This window comes from Patulibacter ginsengiterrae (assembly GCF_056269115.1).
The window spans coordinates 799,611-815,758 of sequence record NZ_JBWDOG010000001.1; the positions used below are offsets into that span (position 1 = coordinate 799,611).

14 protein-coding genes and 1 pseudogene are annotated in these 16,148 nt (G+C 72.4%); 3 read left to right on the plus strand and 12 right to left on the minus strand.

Annotated elements, in window-relative coordinates; translation table 11 throughout:
- Nucleotides 1–139: 139 nt before the first annotated feature.
- Nucleotides 140–1,243, minus strand: coding sequence for a DNA alkylation repair protein (locus tag ACVUH9_RS03395; RefSeq protein ID WP_475753946.1), 1,104 nt, complete (start codon nucleotides 1,241–1,243; stop codon nucleotides 140–142).
- 116 nt (nucleotides 1,244–1,359) lie between these two features.
- Here ACVUH9_RS03395 and ACVUH9_RS03400 point away from each other — a divergent pair, with 116 nt between their 5' ends.
- On the plus strand, nucleotides 1,360–2,502 hold the full coding sequence (locus ACVUH9_RS03400; RefSeq protein ID WP_475753948.1) for a N(5)-(carboxyethyl)ornithine synthase: 1,143 nt from the start codon (nucleotides 1,360–1,362) through the stop codon (nucleotides 2,500–2,502).
- 76 nt (nucleotides 2,503–2,578) lie between these two features.
- Here the strand turns inward: ACVUH9_RS03400 and ACVUH9_RS03405 are convergent, their stop codons facing one another.
- The 10 genes from ACVUH9_RS03405 to ACVUH9_RS03450 all read right to left on the minus strand — a co-directional run bounded on the left by ACVUH9_RS03405 (nucleotide 2,579) and on the right by ACVUH9_RS03450 (nucleotide 11,181).
- Nucleotides 2,579–3,190, minus strand: a complete 612-nt coding sequence (locus ACVUH9_RS03405) for a TetR/AcrR family transcriptional regulator (protein ID WP_475753950.1) — start codon at nucleotides 3,188–3,190, stop codon at nucleotides 2,579–2,581.
- Nucleotides 3,191–3,199: 9 nt separating this feature from the next.
- Entirely contained in the window at nucleotides 3,200–3,895 is a 696-nt protein-coding gene (locus ACVUH9_RS03410) for an ABC transporter ATP-binding protein (protein ID WP_475753952.1), read from the minus strand.
- Nucleotides 3,892–4,995, minus strand: coding sequence for an ABC transporter permease (locus ACVUH9_RS03415; RefSeq protein WP_475753954.1), 1,104 nt, complete (start codon nucleotides 4,993–4,995; stop codon nucleotides 3,892–3,894). The genes ACVUH9_RS03410 and ACVUH9_RS03415 overlap by 4 nt, the downstream gene beginning before the upstream one ends.
- A gap of 117 nt (nucleotides 4,996–5,112) precedes the next feature.
- On the minus strand, nucleotides 5,113–5,346 hold the full coding sequence (locus ACVUH9_RS03420; protein WP_475753956.1) for a hypothetical protein: 234 nt from the start codon (nucleotides 5,344–5,346) through the stop codon (nucleotides 5,113–5,115).
- Nucleotides 5,347–5,391: 45 nt separating this feature from the next.
- Complete coding sequence (locus ACVUH9_RS03425) at nucleotides 5,392–6,738, minus strand: stress response protein (protein ID WP_475753958.1); 1,347 nt, start codon at nucleotides 6,736–6,738, stop codon at nucleotides 5,392–5,394.
- Between the two features lie 141 nt (nucleotides 6,739–6,879).
- Nucleotides 6,880–7,251: a VOC family protein gene (locus ACVUH9_RS03430; RefSeq protein ID WP_475753960.1), complete on the minus strand. Its 372-nt coding sequence runs from the start codon at nucleotides 7,249–7,251 to the stop codon at nucleotides 6,880–6,882.
- A 57-nt stretch (nucleotides 7,252–7,308) separates the two neighbouring features.
- Nucleotides 7,309–8,088, minus strand: a complete 780-nt coding sequence (locus ACVUH9_RS03435) for an alpha/beta fold hydrolase (protein WP_475753962.1) — start codon at nucleotides 8,086–8,088, stop codon at nucleotides 7,309–7,311.
- A 145-nt stretch (nucleotides 8,089–8,233) separates the two neighbouring features.
- A complete protein-coding gene (locus ACVUH9_RS03440) occupies nucleotides 8,234–8,893 on the minus strand; it encodes an MBL fold metallo-hydrolase (protein ID WP_475753964.1) in 660 nt (219 codons plus the stop codon).
- Between the two features lie 436 nt (nucleotides 8,894–9,329).
- Complete coding sequence (locus ACVUH9_RS03445) at nucleotides 9,330–9,701, minus strand: glyoxalase superfamily protein (RefSeq protein WP_475753966.1); 372 nt, start codon at nucleotides 9,699–9,701, stop codon at nucleotides 9,330–9,332.
- A 310-nt stretch (nucleotides 9,702–10,011) separates the two neighbouring features.
- The gene (locus ACVUH9_RS03450; RefSeq protein ID WP_475753968.1) at nucleotides 10,012–11,181 is read right to left on the minus strand and encodes a TDT family transporter; all 1,170 of its coding nucleotides are present in this window, start codon (nucleotides 11,179–11,181) and stop codon (nucleotides 10,012–10,014) included.
- Nucleotides 11,182–11,270: 89 nt separating this feature from the next.
- On the opposite strand from ACVUH9_RS03450, the gene ACVUH9_RS03455 reads away from it, so the two are divergent.
- Nucleotides 11,271–12,224: a LysR family transcriptional regulator gene (locus tag ACVUH9_RS03455; protein ID WP_475753970.1), complete on the plus strand. Its 954-nt coding sequence runs from the start codon at nucleotides 11,271–11,273 to the stop codon at nucleotides 12,222–12,224.
- 219 nt (nucleotides 12,225–12,443) lie between these two features.
- On the opposite strand, the gene ACVUH9_RS03460 is transcribed toward ACVUH9_RS03455, so the two are convergent.
- Nucleotides 12,444–13,919, minus strand: a complete 1,476-nt coding sequence (locus tag ACVUH9_RS03460) for an MFS transporter (RefSeq protein ID WP_475753972.1) — start codon at nucleotides 13,917–13,919, stop codon at nucleotides 12,444–12,446.
- A 472-nt stretch (nucleotides 13,920–14,391) separates the two neighbouring features.
- Here ACVUH9_RS03460 and ACVUH9_RS03465 point away from each other — a divergent pair.
- A pseudogene (locus ACVUH9_RS03465) lies at nucleotides 14,392–16,148 on the plus strand (hypothetical protein); the annotation flags it as partial.

Below are 16,148 nucleotides of genomic sequence, written 5' to 3' on the forward strand. Positions count from 1 at the left end.
GCGAGGCGCGGCGGCGAGCGAACTGATGCGGATTTCGGGCCTATACGACACACAATCCGCATCAGTCGCCCCGCGGGCCGGGTCTCGCCCCGGGCGACGGTGATCGCGTCCCGCCGCCGCGCGGGCTTCTCGTCGCCCCTCAGCCGTCGGCGAGCACGAAGCCGACCGGCCCGTAGCGGCGGCCGTTGATCTGCAACTCGATCGCGTGCTCGCCCGGGTGGTGGCGGCGGGTCGTGATCGGGCGGAACGGCTGCCGGCGGGTGACGGTCACGGTCTCCCCCGCGGCCAGCGTCCTCGTCGTCAGCTTGAAGACCTTCGGCGCCGTGCGGCCGTTGGCCTTGCGGTAGTGGACGACGTAGTCGACGGCGAGCCGGACCGGCTGGGCGTCGCGGTTCTCGAGCGTGAAGGCGAACGACAGCTCCTCGCCGATCCGGACGACCTCGGCCCCGAGCGTCGGGCCGCTGACGACCAGGTCGGCCGGCGCGGCGAACCCGTGCAGGGCGAGCGCGGCCGGGTCGCCCTGCTTGATCAGCGTCCGCATCGCGTGGCGGACGGTCCGGACGGTGTTCGCGTCCGGCTCGGCGAGCCAGCGGGTGGCGACCGCGACGGCCAGCTCCGGCTCGGCCCGGCTGACGTCGTTGAGGTGATTGGCGACCGACCGCCGCACGTACTCCTCGGGGTCGCGGTAGAGCGCATCGAGCACCGGGATCGTCGCCTGCGGGTCGGCGAGCACCGCGCGGGCGCGCTTCGCCCACGGCAGCCGCGGCCGGGTGCCCTCGCTGGCCAGCCGCCGGACGTGCTCGTCGGGGTCGGTCGTCCAGCGCAGGACGGTCGCCAGCGCGCGTTCGAGGTCGGCGTCGAGGAACGGCCGCAGCGCCGCCTCGGCGGTCAACCGCGGGGTCAGCGCCGCCAGCAGCGCGAGGCCGTCGTCGAACGCGGTCGGGGTCGCCGCCGCCAGCGCCCGCACCGCGACCGCCTCGCCGACGGGCCAGATCATCCAGCCCGTGAAGTCGGGATCGTCCAACGCCGACCGCAGGATCCGCGCGAAGCCGTCGTAGTCGTCGGGCAGGTCGGCCAGCAGCGCGTCGCGGACCAGCGCGACCCGCTCCCCGAAGCCGAGGCCGTCGAGCGCGTCGGCCGCCCCGTGCAGGCCCGGCAGCGACTGCTCGGGCGCGGCGCGTTCGAGGCAGGCGGGCAACGCGGCGACCGCGGCGGGTCCGAGCAGGGAGTCGGCGGTCGGCACGGGCGTCGACGCTAGCCGATCGGGCGGCGCGGTCGTACGGATCACCCATCGCCGAGGGGACCCGCAACCCGCCCCCGCCGTCCAGGGGCCCGACCACCCACCCGTAGACTCGTTCGGTGCAACAACTCACCATCGGTGTCGTGGCGACCTCCCGCAAGGAGGACGAGCACCGGTTGGCGATCCACCCTGCGCATCTGGAGCGGATCGCCCCGGAGCTGCGGCGCCGGATCTTCCTCGAGCACGGCTACGGCCAGCGCTTCGGGATCGGCGACGCGCACCTCGCCTCGCTGGTCGGCGGCCTCCGGTCCCGAGAACAGCTGCTGGCCGAGACCGACGTGGTCGTACTGCCCAAGCCGCTTGCGTCGGACCTCGAGACGCTCCGTCCCGGACAGGTCGTGTGGGGTTGGCCGCACTGCGTGCAGGACGAGCGGATGACCCAGCTCGCGATCGACCGCGGGCTGACCCTGATCGCCTGGGAGGCGATGAACCACTGGACCGCGGACGGCCACTTCAGCGTCCACGTCTTCCACAAGAACAACGAGCTGGCCGGCTACTGCTCGGTCCTCCACGCGCTCCAGCTGATCGGCTCGACCGGCGACTACGGTCGTCGCCTGCGGGCCGCCGTGATCAGCTTCGGCGCGACCGCTCGTGGCGCCGTCCGCGGTCTCTCGGCGCTCGGGATCAGCGACGTCACCGTCCTCACCCAGCGCAACGTGTCGGCGGTCGCCTCGCCGTTCGCGTCGGTCCGGATGCAGCACTTCGCGCGTGATCCGGCCAACCCGAGCCGGACCCTGGCGCTGAAGGATCCCGAGCCCGGCCCGCTCGCCGAGGTCCTGGCCCAGTACGACGTGATCGTCAACTGCATCCTCCAGGACACCGACGAGCCGCTGATGTTCGTGATGAACGAGGACCTCCCCCGCTTCGCCCCGGGCACCCTCTTCGTCGACGTCTCCTGCGACGAGGGCATGGGCTTCGAGTGGGCACGGCCGACCTCGTTCGCCGCCCCGATCTTCGACGTCGGCGACGGCCTCCACAACTACGCCGTCGACCACAGCCCGTCGTTCCTCTGGAACTCGGCGACCTGGGAGAACAGCGAGGCGCTGCTCGCCTACCTGCCGGTCGTGATGGCGGGACCCGAGGCGTGGGAGCAGGACGACACGATCCGCCGGGCGATCGAGATCCGCGACGGCCGGATCCAGAACCCCCGGATCCTCTCGTTCCAGGGCCGCGCGCCCGACTACCCGTACGCGATCGGCTGAGCCAGCCGCCGTGCGGGGCGCTCGCTCGCCCCGCTCGCCGATCGGCTGAGGTCGAGGGCGTTCAACGCACGCGACCTCAACCGCTTGCCGCGGGAGCGATCGTCGGGTCGCCCAGCAGCCCGGCGACCGCCCGGCGGAGCGCGGTCGCGATCCCCGCCGGATCACGACCCGCCTCGACCGCCTCGCCCGCGGCCCGCACCAGGCCCCCGACCAGATGCAGCGCGGTCCGCGCCTCGTCCTCCCCGACCAGCTCCGCCAGCAGCGGGGTCACGCGGGAGTAGAGGTCGCGGTGGCCCTCCAGCATGCTCGCGCGGGCCTGGCCCTGGAGGCCGCCGCTCTCGCGCACCAGCCGCACCGCCAGCCGGTGCGACTCCTCCGCCGTCAACGCGACCTGGAGGTCGAGCCAGGCCCCGATCCGCTCGCCGGTGCTGCCCGGCCCCTCCAGCACCGCGACCCCGCGGGCGGTCGCGACCGGCAGCTCGCGCGCGAACCAGGCGGCCACGATCGCCTCCTTGTTGGGGAAGTAGCGGTACAGCGACGTGCGCTTGAGACCGACCTCCGCCGCGATCTCCGCCAGCTCGACGTTTCGCAACCCACGCTCGGCCACCAGCCGCGCGCCGGCATCGAGGATCGCGTCCGTCTGACGTTGGACGTGCTCCCGCACGGTCGGGGCGTCGATCCGAGGCACCCCCCGACGCTATCGCGCACGCACCGTCTCGGCCCGCGCCGGGTCGAGACGGCCGTCCTCCATCGCCACCACGCGGTCGGCGACCCGCACCGGCGCGTCGTCGTGGGTGACGACGACGGTGGCGATCCCGCGGTCGTGGGTCAGGCGCTTCAGCAGCTCCGAGAGCTCGACGCTACGGGCGCGGTCGAGCGCCGACGTCGGCTCGTCGGCGAGCAGCACCGCGGGCTCGTTGACCAGGGCGCGCGCGATCCCGACCCGTTGGCGCTCGCCGCCGGAGAGCTCGAACGGCCGCCGGTGGGCCTTCGCCCCGAGGCCGACCAGCTCCAGCAGCTCGAGCGCCCGCGGGCGCTCCTTCGCCGGCCGGCGACCGTCGAGGTGGACCATCGCCAGCAGCTGGTCGACGGCCGACAGCGACGGCACCAGGTTCGAGCCCTGGAAGATGAACCCGAGCTCACGCCGGCGCAGCCGTGCCCGCTCGTCGCGGCTGAGGTCGGCGATCGCCGCGCCCCCGATCTCGACGGTCCCGGCGTCCGCGGTCAGCAGCGCCCCGGCGACCGCGAGCAGGCTCGACTTGCCGGATCCGGACGGGCCGACGACCGCGACCATCTCGCCCCCGGAGACGTTCAGGCTGACGTCGTCGAGCACCCGCACCACGTCGTCGCCGTCACCACGGTCGAGGGTCACGCCCACCAGACGCAGGCTCATCGGGCACCTCCCAGGGCGATCAGCGGATCGACCCGGCCGATCCGGCGGACGGAGACCGCCACGCCGAGCAGCCCCATGATCCCGAGCAGGGCGACCGCACCGGCGACCGGGACCGGTTGCAGGTCGAACGGCACCGCCGTTCCCTCGATCAGGACGCCGGTGCCGATCCCGAGCAGCAGCCCGACCGCGGTCGCCCCGAGCAGCAGCAGGCCGGCCTGGGCGAGCGCATCCTTGAGCACGTAGCGGTTGCTCGCCCCGAGCGCCTTCAGCAGCCCGATCTCCGCCGTTCGCTGGATCGTCCAGACGAGGAAGAACGCCCCGACCAGGACCGCGGCGATCACGTAGAGGAAGCCGCGGATCATCGACATCGTCGAGGTCTCCGCGCTGTAGCCCGGCGACGACGCGTAGGCGGTCTCGACCGTCACCGCCTCGGCGTTCGCGGCCTTCCCGGCGGCGGTCGCCGCGGCGTCGTCCGCCGCCTGCAGCGCGATCGCCGAGGCCCCGTCGCGTTCCCCGGCGGGAGCGGCCGCGTAGACCGCGCGCTGCCAGAGCGGGAGCGGCGCGTAGACGACGCCGGCGTGCCCGAACGAGCGGTCGTCGAGGACCCCGGCGACCCGCATCTCGACGCTGCTGTTGAGCAGGCGGAAGCGCTCGCCGGGGCGGACGCCCGCGTCGAGCACCTTCTGGGAGACGAAGACCCCGTCGGGGTCGGCCCCGAGCCGTGCGTCGCCGCCGAGCGTCGGGTCGAGGAACGAGCCCGGGCGGACGCCGAAGAGCGCGAGGTCGAATCCGGCCCCGTCGTCGGTGCGGGCATTGAGGAAGGCGTTGCCCAGCGGCTCGGCGGCGGTCACGCCCGGGGCGGCCGCAGCGGCGCGCCAGTCGGCGGGCCGGACGGTGCTCTTGCTGAACGACTGGTCGGCCCCGGCGGCGAACGCGAGGTGGCTCGCCGGCAGCTCGCGGAGCCCCGAGACGCCGTCCTCGACGAGTCCCGAGGTCAGTCCCGAGAGCAGCGTCATCAGCCAGGCGAGCAGCGCGATCGCCGACCCCATCGCCAGGAAGCGGGCGCGGGCGAAGCGGATCTCCCGCAGCGCGAGGAACATCAGACCGGTCTTCTTGTCGACATCTTGTCGCTAAGTTAGCGGAGCGGCCCCCGACCCGCCCCTCACGCCCGGCCGCGCCCGACCGCTCGACCCGAACGAGCACGCCGGTATCGACGATCAGTCGCCCATCGGTCGACCTGCTCCTCGGAGCTCACGCAGCTCGTCGACCCAGGTGGGATCGTCGGGCGCCTCGGCCAGCAGCGCCCGCAGCATCGCGCCGTTGCCAGACCGGGCAGGGCCGATCTCGACGCTCGGCCAGAGCGGACGACGACCACCGGTTCGCCCTGTCGCCTCGATCTCGTCCAGCACCTGGGAGAAGCCGCGCGCCACGTCGGTCGCCGTCTTCCGCATAAGAACCAGATTTCTCTGATTCCTCCACAGGGACTGCCGATGGACCTACCCAGCTACGACGGGCTGGGGCACCGCCTCGTTGGCGTCGTCGTCCTCATCGATCCCGGTACCGGTGGAACGCGGCGCACGAGGCTGCCACCCCCTCAGGTTCTGGACGAGATCACGGTAGAAGTCGAACCCGTGCGCACGCGTGTCCCGAACGAATGATCCCGGATCCTTGCCGCGCTTCTGCCCCATCGGTCGCAGCATCGTGAGCGTGAAGGCGCGCGGCTCGCGCTTGGGGTCCGCCTCGTAGAGCAGCCGCTCGGGAGCGTCCCTCACATCGCCCAACAGCGCCACGGTCGTCTGCCGAACGTTGGGGTAGTGCACCTCGAACCGCAGGTCGTCCGGAGCGTCGCGAAGCTGCCGGAGCGCCCAGTTGATCCTTGCCTTGGCCCGCATCTCGCGTGGCGCATCGAGCGTCACGCTCGTGACTGACTGACGCGTTCTCAGATCGGCCCGAAGCGTGATGTCTCCCACAGCGTTCGGCACGCGAATCGGCGCGTCGAGGGTTCCGTGTTCGACCAACCGTTCCACCACCTCGTCCAGACGCTGAGATGTCACCTGCTTCCGCGGGCGGGGCGAGCTGACCTTCTGCCCGAGATCCTGAGAGAGGCCCATGCAGACATATTGGGTGAACTCTTCCCAGCGTTCGGCAATCACGCGAGCGTCCTCCGACGCCCGAAGCGTGCCGTCGTGGGCGGCCTTCCGAACGGGAACCCATCTGTCCCCCATGTCGCCGAAGCCCCCTGCACCCGACGCATCGTGATCCAGGTAGGCGATGAGCTCGTCAAGAATCCACGCCTGGTCCGGGTCCGAGACTCCACGATGGCGACTCTGCACGATCGCCTCCGTGATGACCCGCCACCACGACATGTGCCACAGATCGACCTTGCGAAGCTTTCGCTTGTCAACGACGACCGGCGTCTCCGCGGAGCTTGCCGTGATCTGGTTCGAGATCGTCAGCACCGCATCGAACCCCTGGTCACGCGCGATGTCGAGATAGCTCGCGACCTGTTCGTCCCGAAGCGGCGCCTTCCCGGTCTTCACTTCGACCAAGCATGTCCATGATCGCTTGCCGTACTCACAAACGATGGCCCCGTCCGGAATCTGGGTCTTTCCGGCCGCGTCGACGAAACGCACCTCAGCGTAGGTGTCGATCACCTTCGACCTCGGCGCTCCCAGCTCCTTGAGCAGCGCGTGCCCGAACTCGGGAACAGCACGCAACACCGCCAGCAGCGCCGAGGTCGCTCGCCGCTCCTGTTCCTCCTGCCCTTTTATCCCGGCCGTTGGAAGGAGTCGTGCTGGATGCCACGCTTCGCGGTCGCTGGTGGGCAGTACTGGGGACGCCATCCGGCGACCCTACCCGTACGCGACTGTATTTCCAATACTCGCAACACCGAGCCCCTCGGCAACCGTCGCACAACCGTATACGCCACGAAACCGCGGCCGCCAACAAGGTGGGCAAGCACTCGGCGGAGTTGCCGCTCCCGCTCAGCGCTCCTGCAGCACCGACAGGATGTTCCCCGCCGGATCCTTGAACCAGGCGATGAACGGGCCGCCGCCACGGAAGACGCCGCGCTCGTCGGCCTCCATCCCGTCGTAGCGCTCGAACGTGACGCCGCGGGCAGCCAGCTCGTCGGCCGCGCTGTCGATGTCGTCGACCGGGAAGTTGAGGACGGTGAAGGCCGCCGGCACGTGGTCCGGCTTGGGGTAGATGAGCGTGTCGCGGTCACCGGCGATGTGCAGGAACAGCAGGCCGTGCTGCTCGCTCACCCGCAGGCCGAGCGTCTCGCCGTAGAACCGCTTGGCCGCGTCCAGGTCGTCGACCGAGAAGCCACTGAACGCCTTGGTGTGCTCGAACATGTCGGTCCGTCTCCTTCGTGAGGGGTTCCCAGCGAGGACCGTCCGGCGTCCCCGAACTCATCGCTCCGCCGGTCGGGTGCCCAGCTCGATCCGGTACCGCTCCAACCGCTCGGCCAGCTCGCGCGGACGACTGAGCGCGACGCCGTGACTGCCGTCGATCTCGTCCGCGGCGATGCCCAGCCGCTCGCGGGCGACCCGGCGCAGGAACGCGGCCGGGAAGAACCGGTCGTCGCGGCCGAGCAGGAACCGCGTCGGCACGTCGGGCCACGCGGTCAACGGATGCGGCTCGCCCATCGGCGTGCCCGACTGTCCGCGGCCGCGGCGGAGCGCTTCCTCCGCCAGCGGCCGGGGGACGTCGTGGAGGAAGGTCGCGATCGCTTCCTCGCGAGGGTCGTCGCCGTCGTCCGGGCGCCCCTCGGAGCCGGCACCGCCCTCGGCCCCCGCGCCGCCGTCGGCGGCCGGCGAGAGGTCCGTGTAGCCCGTCGCCCGCCACCAGTCGTCCGGCCGCTCGCCCGGCAGCGGGATCATCGCCGCCAGCAGGACGAGCAGGTCGACCGGCAACCGCTCGCAGACCAGCGGCGCCGTCAGCCCGCCGAGCGAGTGCGCGACGACGACCAGGTCGCCGGCCCCCGGATCTCCGACCGCCGCGACGACCGCGTCGGCGTACTCCCGCAGTCCGGCGGCGTCGTCCTCGCTGGGCAGGTCGACGGCGACGGTCCGGTGGCCGCGTGCCCGCAGCTCGGCCTCGACCAGGTGCCAGGTCCAGCCGACGTCTCCGGCGCCGTGGATGAAGACGTAGGTGGCCGGGCCCTGGGTCTCGTCATCGGTGCTCGTCATCGCCGCCGCTTCCGCTCGTGGTCGTTCCGCGAGCAAGGACGCCGCGAGGCCACGGAACTCATCGGGTCAGCCCCGGCTGGCGTCGAGCACCACCGAGATGCTCGACGGCGGCTGGTCGCGTGGGCGAGCCGGCGCCCCGCACTGCTCACTGGTCCTGGCCGCTCCAGATCCGCTCGCAGATCTCGCCGATCCGGCCCTCCGCCTCGACCCGCTCGACGAACGCGTGGTACGGCTGGCCGACCGGCGCGACCCCGGGCACCAGCAGGTCGAACTCGAGCTCCCGCAGCAGCTGGAGGCTCGACAGGTAGTCGGTCCGGTCGCTGACCCCGTCGAGCAGCGCGGCGACCCACTCGCCGCCCCGCAGGAAGATCGTGTCGCCGGTGAACAGGACCCGGTACTGGCCGGTGTCCCACAGGTAGCTCGTCGCCCCCGCCGTGTGCCCCGGCGTCGGGATCACCTCGAAGTCGTCGTCGACGAGGTGACGGGCGGAGAAGGTCTCGCCGGGCCGGACGACCCGGGCGACCTCGGCCGCGTCGCCCTCGTGGACGGTGAGCGGGGCCCCGAAGGTGGTCGCGATCCGGCCGTTGGCGGAGGTGACCTCGTGCGCGTGGTTGAGGTACTGCCGCGAGATCCCGCCGAAGGCCCGGATCGCCCGCTCCTCCTCCGCTCCGATCGGCTCGGCCCCGTAGAGCAGCAGGTTGCCCCGGGGCCGGCGCAGCAGGAAGGCGCGGGCCTGGAGCGGCACGCGCCCGAACCCGAGGTCGAGCGGCGGCGAGGCGTAGAGATTCGGAACGACGGGGTCCATGGGTGCGGCTCCTCTTCGGAAGGGGAGGTCGACCCTAGGTCTTCAAGCACGCTTGAAGTCAAGGGCGGGCCCAAGCGGCCGAGCGGGCCCGGCGCCGCGGAGGAGGCCGCCCCGGGAGGAAGCCGCCCCAGGAGAAGGCCGCCCCGGAGGAGGCCACCGCGGGGGAAGCCGCCCCAGGAGAAGGCCGCCCCGGAGGAGGCCACCGCGGGGGAAGCCGCCGCAGAGGAGGCCGCGGCGTTCTCTTTGAGGTTCGCCACCGTATGGGTGGCAAACCTCAAGGAGAACGAGCCAGGCCCAGCGGCAGCCGCTCCGCCACGCCCAGCCGCAGCCCCACGCCCAGCCCCAGCGCCGAGCCGCTCCGCCAGCCCCAGCCCCAGCGCCGAGCCGCTCCGCCAGCCCCTGCCGCAGCGCCAGGCCCAGCCGCCGCGCATCCCGCCTAGGTGTAGGTCGGGATCTCCTGGACCGCCCAGCTGTTGCCGTCCGGGTCGTCGAAGTAGACGAACCGGCCCCAGGGGTGCGTGTCGATCTCGCTGACGTCGACGCCACGGCCGGCCAGCTCGGCGCGGGCCTGCTCGATGTCCGAGACCACCAGCTGCATGCCCTTGACCGAGCCGGGCGGCGTGTCGACGATCCCCTTGCCGAGGGCGATCGAGCAGGCCGACCCGGGCGGGGTCAGCTGCACGAAGCGGATCTCGTCGCTGACGACGTGATCGTGGTCGGCGTTGAACCCGGCCCGGTCGACGTAGAAGGCCTTGGCGCGGTCGACGTCGGAGACGGGGATCCCCACCAGTTCGAGCTTGAAGTCCATGATCGATCCTTGGTTCGCGTGGTCGTGGCGCCGCCGTCGCCGGAGGCGCGCCGTCGGCAACGACGATAGGAGCGATCAAGGACACCTTCTGTCCACTATCGCGACCCGCAGGTCGATCGAGCGCCAGCCCGTTGACCTTGAGTGCGCTCAGCGCACACAACCTCGACCGCCCCCCCCCGGCGGTTCCCGGTCGCGCGCGGCAGTCTCCGGCCGCGCCGACCCGACGACGCCACGGCGCCCCAACGCCACGCCCGCCCGCAGCAGCGCCCGCCCAGCCCGACCAGCCACGGCGCCCCAACGCCGCCGCCCCTCACGCCGCCCGCAGCAGCGCCCCGGTCCGCACGACCCCGTGGATCGTCCGCGCCGCCACCACCAGCCAGGCGGCGAGCAGCAGGACGAACAGCGCGACCGCGATCCAGGCCAGGGCGTCGAGCCCGGTGTCGACCGCCAGCATCGAGGTCCCGGTGACCAACGTGCCGACGGGGAAGGTGAAGCTCCACCAGGTCAGCGCGAACGGCAGATGCCGGCGGGCGGTGCGCACGACCAGCGCCCCGGCGATCACCAGCCAGAGCATCGCGAAGCCCCAGACCGGCACGCCGTAGAGCACCCCCATCGCCCGGAAGGCGTCCCCATACGGGGCCCCGATCGCGCCAGGAGCGGCGTTCCCGAGCAGGTTGGCGGCAGTGATCGACTGGCCGAGCGGACCGAGCACGATGAACGGCGTCGGCACGGTCCCCGCCGGCCCGGCCCGGTGGTAGGCGAGCCGCGCCCAGACGAGCGTGATCGTCACCAGCGAGGCGAGCAGGCTCAGCCCGAACATCGCGTAGCAGGCCAGCAGCATCGCCTCCTGGGCCTGCCCGGCGGGCAGGTGCGCGATCAGCGAGGCACCGGTCGCCGCCGAGACCATCGGCGGCACGATCGGCATCAGCCAGGTGGCGAAGGTCGTCGACAGCCCGACCTCGTGACGGGTGAACAGCCAGTACGGGACCAGCGCGCTCGAGGCCAGCCCCGCGAGCGTGCCGAGCGCCCAGAGCACGAACGCGACGACGATCGCCGCCGGCATCCCGATCAGCTCGTGGCCGACCAGCAGGGCACCGGCCCCGACGGTCATCAGCGCCATCGGCGGCGCCCCATAGAACGGCGCCATCGCCGGGTTCGAGGCGTGCGCCCGGGCGTTGGCGGGGTGCCGCCGCCAGTGGACGACGGTCGCTGCGCTCAGCACCACCAGCCAGACCGCAGCCACCGCCCAGACCGCGACCGCGAACGCGTGCAGACCGGGGACCTGGCGCGGCAGCAGCGCGGCGGCGTTGGCCACGATCCCCGTCCCCATCACCGACGCGAACCAGTTGGGGCCGATCTGGGCGAAGACGTCGGAGCGGTGCTCCAGGTCCCGCAGGAATCGCCGCCGCCGGACCCGGGGCCGGTCGGCCCCCTGCGCGTCGAGGCCCTGGGGACGGCCGAGGTCGAGAGCGGTGGTCATGGATCCAGGCTCCCGTTCGCCGCCCCCGTCCACCAGTCGGATACGGCCGTCGGTGATTCCGAATCAGAATCATTCGCTACCGTGAGGTGATGCCCCCGCCGAGGACCAAAGCGGAACCCGGCCCCTCGCTCGGCGACCCCGTCTCCGGGGCGGAGCTGGCCGCGTTCGTCGAAGCGGTCGAGGCGCGCAGCGTCCACGCCGCCGCCGACGCCCTCGATCTGACCCAGTCCGCGGTCACCAAGCGACTCCAGCGGCTGGAGCGACGACTCGGCGTCCGGCTGCTCGAGCGCTCCCGGACGGGGGTCACCGCGACTGCCGCCGGACGCCTCCTCCACCCCGAGGCGCGGCGTGCGCTCGCCGCGCTCCGGCAGGTCGAGGCGAGCGCGATCGAGCACCGCCGCGGCGCCCGCCTGACGCTGGTGGTCGCCGCCAGCCACACCGTCGGCGAGTTCCTGCTGCCCGACTGGCTGGCCCAGTTCGCCGCCGAGCATCCGGGCATCCACACCCAGGTCCAGATCGTCAACTCGCCCGGGGTCCTCGAGGCCCTGCGGGACGGCCACGCCTCGATCGGCTTCGTCGAGGGCCGCGACCCGCTCGAGGACATGCGCAGCGTCGTCGCGGCGCGCGACGAGATCGTCGTCGTGGTCGGCGAGGAGCACCGCTGGGCCGGCCGCCGGAGCGTCGCCCCGCGGGAGCTGGAGCAGGAGTCCTACGTCTCGCGCGAGGCGGCCTCGGGCACCCGCGCGGTCGCCGAGTCGACGCTCGAGGCGGTCGGGGTCCACCTCCGCCCGACCCTCGAGACGGCCAGCACCCAGGCGATCAAGCGCGCGCTGCTGCGGGGTGGGTTCTCGCTGCTCTCGCGGCTCGCCGTCGAGAGCGAGCTGCGGGCCGGGACGATGAGCGGGCTGGTGGTCCGCGACGTCACCCTCGAGCGGGATCTGCGCGCCTGCCACCTGCGGTCGGCGCCCCCGGAGGGGGCCGCGGCGCTGCTCTGGCGCTGGCTCGAGCGGCACGCGGCCGGCGAGCCGACCACGAGCGACTGACCGGGGCCGAGACCGGCCGTAACCAGCCGAGAACCGCCTCCCTAGAGGTCGACCAGAGATCGAGGGTTCACCCCTTCTGGCCGATCCCGCGGGGCTCCGTGCCCGCCGACGCCTCCGACGCCCCGCCGCGCGAGGGCGCCGCATCCGGCGCCCCGATCAGACGGGCCGGCCGCCCCGGCAAGCGGCCGGGACGCCGGTGCGACGGCCGCTCCGCGGGCGCTACGCGCCTACCGGATCCTCGGTGGCGGCCTCGACCTTCGCCGCCGCGACCATCGCCCGCGAATCCCGCGAGGAGATCAGCACCGCCGCCGCGATCAGGCCGAGGACCGCGAACCCGGCACCGCCGAGGAAGGCGGCCTGGAAGCCGTCGTTGAGGTCGGCGATCTGGCCCGGGCTCAGCCGGCCCTGCGGGTTGACCCCACCGGAGACGGAGGTCGCGATCGCGGCCAGGATCGCGACCCCGAGCGCCCCGCCGACCTGCTGCGAGGTGTTGATCAGCCCCGAGGCGAGACCGGCCTGGTCGGGACGGGTCCCGGAGACGGCGGCGATCGTGACCGGGACGAACGAGAAGCCCAGCCCGACCCCGGCCAGCAGCGACGGCCCGAGCACGTCGGCGAGGTACGAGCCGCCAACCGACACCCGCGAGAACCACAGCAGCCCGACGGTGACGCAGAGCATGCCGAAGATCAGCACCGGCTTGAACCCGAGCTTCGTCACCAGCTGCGAGGCGACGCCGGCCGAGAGGATGATCGCGATCGACAGCGGCAGGTAGGCGAAGCCGGTCTTGAGCGCGTCGTAGCCGAGCACCTGCTGGAGGTAGAGCGAGATGAAGAAGAACATCGAGAGCAGTGCCATCCCGACCAGCAGCCCGACGACGTTGGCCCCACGGAGGGTCCGCAGGCGGAAGGTCGCCAGCGGCATCAGCGGCTTGCGGGACTTCGCCTCGATCGTGAGGAAGACGACGATCAGGGCGACGGCCGCGAGCACGAGCACGATCGTCCGGGTCGAGCCCCAGCCGACGCTGCCGGCGTCGACGATCGCGTAGACCAGCAGCGCCAGGCCGGCCGTGACGGTGACCGCGCCGGGGATGTCGAACGAGCGGGTCTCGTGCTCGTCGCGGCTCTCCGGCAGCAGGCGCGGAGCGAGCAGGGCGGCGGCGATGCCGACCGGCACGTTGACCCACAGGACCCACTCCCAGCCGAGGTACTCGGTCAGGATCCCGCCGAGCAGCACGCCGGCGGCACCGCCGGCGCCGGCGACGGCGCCCCAGATCCCGAGCGCGCGGTTGCGCTCCGCACCCTCGGCGAAGGTCGTGGTCACGATCGAGAGCGCGGCCGGCGACGCCAGGGCCGCGCCGAGGCCCTGGAAGCCACGGGCGAGGATCAGCTGGAGGTCGGACGAGGCCAGGCCGCCGGCCAGCGACGCGATCGAGAAGATCACGAGGCCGACGATGAACATCCGCCGGCGCCCGATCAGGTCGGCGAGCCGCCCACCGAGCAGCAGGAACCCGCCGAAGACCAGGGCGTAGGCGTTGACGACCCACGAGAGACCGTCCTGGGAGAACTCCAGATCGGTGCCGATGCTGGGTAGTGCGACGTTCACGATCGAGGCGTCGACGACGATGATGAACTGGGTCATCGCCAGCAGCAGCAGCGCCAGGTGCTTCTGCCGTGGGGTTTCGAGGATCTTGGACATGCGGTGATCCTCCCGGGAATCGCGGACGACCGCTGTCCGCGTTCCTCACCCACCCCCGCCCGGCCGTGGCGGCCCTGCCCGCAAGGCCGCTCAGGCGGCTCGGGCACGCCCCGCACCAGCCCCGAAGACCCCCCGAGACGCGGGGCGACGAGGGCCCGAATCTGCCCCTTGCCGACCATCCGTCCAGGCCGCCGTCGCGCCGGCCGAAGACGCCCCTCTGCCCCGGAACTCCGCTCGGCCACGGCGAATCCGCCCCGTCCTCGCGCCGGCCAAGCGAACCGTGACGACCCACGACAGCACGCTGCGCGACCGGTAAGCGTCCCAGACGCAACCGTGTACGCCGTTGATCGATACCGGCAGTAGAAACCTACCGTACGTCTGGTCGGGACTTGGTGGCACAGCGTGAGTCCGGATCGTCTAGCGTGGCCCGCGCCGCTGGTATCTGTGTCACCGATCACGAAGGGAAGACCACGTGGGTCTCACCACCAATCGCGGGCGTACCCGCTCAGCCCGCTCTCGCGCGACGGTCGTCGCGCTGGGCCTCGGCCTGACATCCCTGCTGGCTGCCGCTCCGGCGTCCGCCGAGTACGCCCCGGCCGGCGCCGACTCGCCGCTCCTTCCCAAGGCGAAGGCCTTCGGCTTCACCGACTTCGGCGCCAGCGTGGTCACCGACGAGGACGCGGCCCGCGACGACCGCTCCAAGGACTTCACGCAGGCGGGTGGCCACCCGGACTTCGTCACCAACGAGTTCACGCTGACGACCGACGCCCAGTCCGACCCGAACCCGGCTACGCGCCTCATCGCCGACCCGTTCTCGCTCGCCCGGAACCTCCGCGTCGACGCCCCGGCGGGCCTGATCGCCAACCCCGCGGCGTTCCCGACCTGCACCGACGAGCAGCTCCAGAACATGACCGAGCTCGGCATCGACGACGAGACGTACGAGCCGATCCGCCAGGGCCCGCGCGAGAGCTGGTGCCCGCCGGAGTCGCAGATCGGCGTGCAGCGCCTCCGCGTCCGTGCCTCGATGCAGTTCGTTCCGGGCACGATCCCGGGTCGCGACACGATGGACGTGCTGCTGCCCGTCTTCAACATGACCCGCGGCAAGGACCAGGTCGGACGCTTCGCCTTCAACCCGCAGGCTCCCGCGCTCTCCTACTCGATCGTCGGTGACATGAGCCGGGTCGACATGATCGGCGGGCTGCGTCCGGACGGCGGCCTCTACGTCAAGATCGAGAACATGCCGAAGGCCCCGTCGGTGGTCTCCTCGAAGCTGATCCTGTGGGGCGTTCCCGGCGACCCGCGTCACGACGAGCAGCGCGGCCTCGCGGCGGTCGCGATCCTCGGCCTCGCCGGCAAGGCCTGGCTGATCGAGGCCGACCAGCCCGGCGGTGAGCAGGTCGCCGACAAGACGACGGCCTTCCTGACCAACCCGACCGCCTGCGACGGCCCCCAGACCACCCATGCCACGATCGAGTCGTGGGACGGCGAGGTCGCCAAGGCCAGCTACACGACCCCGGTCGGTGCCGACGGCTGCGACGACGTCCCGTTCGCGCCGACCACGACCTTCGGTCCCAGCTCGATGCAGGCCGACGCGCCGGTGCCGCTCTCGGTGGCGCTGAACGTCCCGCAGTCGCAGAACGCGAAGGACCTCGCCACCGCGCACGTCGAGGACGTGAAGCTGACGCTGCCCCCGGGCATGTCGATCAGCCCGTCGGCGGCCAACGGCCTCGACGTCTGCACCGACGCGCAGCTGGCCAAGGGCACCGACGACCCCGTCGCCTGCCCGGCCGCGTCGAAGGTCGGCAAGGTGACCGTCACCTCGCCGGTCCTGGACGACCCGCTCGAGGGCTCCGTCTTCGTCGGCGAGCCGCGGGCCGGCCAGCGCTACCGCCTGTTCGTGACGGTCGAGGGCCGCGGGATCTCGATCCGCCTGAAGGGCAACGTCGACGCCGACCCCACCACCGGCCAGCTGACGACGTCCTTCAGCGACAACCCGCAGCTGCCGTTCTCGCAGATGAAGCTCGACTTCGACGGTGGCGCCAAGTCCGTCATCGCCTCGTCGCCGATCTGCGGCACCTCGAACGGGCAGACGACGTTCACGCCCTTCTCCGGCACCGCGCCGGTGACGGTGAACACCTCGCTGCTGACCGCCGGCTGCGGTGACGGCGGCTTCACCCCCGGCTTCGGCGTCGCTCCGGCGTCGCTCCAGGCGGGTGCGTTCTCGCCGCT